The organism is Undibacterium sp. SXout20W (assembly GCF_049340285.1).
Lineage (GTDB): Bacteria > Pseudomonadota > Gammaproteobacteria > Burkholderiales > Burkholderiaceae_D > Undibacterium.
This window is the reverse complement of record NZ_JBMPPH010000097.1, coordinates 1-2,064: the sequence shown is the minus strand read 5'-3', so window position 1 is coordinate 2,064 and position 2,064 is coordinate 1. Positions and strand designations below refer to the sequence as shown.

Below are 2,064 nucleotides of genomic sequence, written 5' to 3'. Positions count from 1 at the left end.
CATTACTCAATCCAGTAATGCCACTCACATAATTAGACCCATTCGCAGACACATTTGCATTATGCGCAGACGCCGTTCCTGTGTAGTTCAGGGTTTGTCCGTTGACACCTGTAATAGTTACCTGTCCTGCATTTAGATTGTTAGTGCCGTCATAAGTCTTACTTGCATTGAGATTTGCAGTCGCTTGAGCAATAGTCAGAGCGCCGTTACTGATGTTGATATTGTAATTTCCAGTATCAGCACCACTCACCCGGAATGTGTCGTTATACGTTCCTGCATTCGTGCCACTTGCTCCACCAGTAATGCTAATAGCATCGCCAGCGATAAAGCCATTAGTATTCACGGTATTGGTTTGTGCTGCGGCGTTATACACCACGTTTGCGGTACCGCCGGAAACACTGGCATTAGCCTTTGTAATGGTTTGTGCAGCATTCACAAAAGTGAAGTTATAATCTTTTGTATCTGTTCCGGAAACACCTAAACTGGACAAATAAGTACCCACGTTGCGGGCAGATGCCGCGCCGGAAACTATCACGTTATCCCCACCAATCAAACCGTTACTATTCACGCCTTGTGTTTGCGTTGTGCCGTTATAAACACTGCTAGCATTATTCGCTGATATGGTGACAGAAGCTTTGTTGACATCAAGTGTACCGATAATGTCCGCGGTTTGAGAAGCAAGAGCCACCTGAGTAACCATGGTTCCTGATTCAACGTAGTTGTAAACACCAACTTGAACATTCCCTGAACTTGACTTTTGCAAACCATCGCCAGTAACGGCGAACGTAACAACTTTCCCAAAAGAGTCAACGTAATTATACGTAATTACATTGCCTGAAACTGACTTTGACTGAAAACTGAGATTCTGTATTGCATTATTATTTGAGTCCAAATAGGCGACAGTTGGATTTGCAGTGATCGTGGTCGCACTTCCTGGCGTGCCATAGGTGACAGAATTTACGCCGAGATTAACTTGGAGAACCTTCGGCGCAGTAATTGTGTAATTGCCCGGAACATAAGTCAGGATATAGTTACCTATTACTGCGGCACCACTAGGCGTAAGCGCATTGGAATACACGCCTGGTGTCTCGACCGTACCTTGGCCTGACCGAGTTACCGAAATAGCCGGGTTACCGAGCACAGAAGAAGTTTGACCCGTCACAAAGCCATTGTACGAAACGCCAGCATAACCGGCAGTGTCAGACTGTCCGTAAAATTTTCCACTCGCATTAGCAGTAACAGTGAGCGGTGCACCAGTGATATTTGCTGATGCTGTCGCGGTGTTGCCGATGACGTAGTTTGCAGCTGCAGTTCCACCGAGGGAGATGGACGTCACCGAGACCGTTTTTCCGGTACCCACATTTGCATCAGTAAAATTGAATAGTCCTGAGCCGCTAACGACATCATTCCCAAGTAAGCCGGTCAATCCAACGGTGCCAGTATCGGTGAGGTTGCCGTCATAGACTTTGTTATTGGCATTAACAACTGCGGATAACATAGCCTGTCCGATTGTGACTTTATTATTCGCCGAATTAGCGCTCTGACTTGGCAGAACGTAATTTGATGCTAAACCTGTGCCATCACTTAAACCAGTGATACCACTGACGTAGTTTGTTGCATTGGCGGCCACGTTCGCGTTATTTGCCACAGCCGTGCCGGTGTAGTTCAGCGTTTGTCCATTGACGCCCGTGATGCTGACCTGGCCTGTCGTCAGGCTGGTGTTGCTGTCGTAGGTTTTGCTGGCACTGATGCTGGCGGTCGCTTGACCGATGTTCAGACTACCGTTCGTGTAGACGATGTTGCTGTAGTTACTGTTCGTGCCGCCGACCGTATTGGCATAGCTGCCGGCATTTGTGCCTGTGGCACCGCTGGCGGTGAAACCGGTGATGTTGCTTGCGGTATCAGTACCAACCAAGCCATTGGTAGTAAAGCCGCTCACGCTTTGTTGTGTCGCGTTATAAGTACCGCTTTGGCTATTGCCGATGATGTTAACTGCAGTTGTGACAGCATTGATCGTCGCTTTGTTATTCACCGATGCATTACTTAATGCAGGCAGAATATAGT

The 2,064-nt window shown here is 47.6% G+C and carries 1 protein-coding gene; it reads right to left on the bottom strand.

The features are described 5' to 3' along the window. The coding region (locus tag ACO0K1_RS20090; protein WP_423028963.1) for a beta strand repeat-containing protein at positions 1 to 2,064 on the bottom strand (2,064 nt) is incomplete at both ends.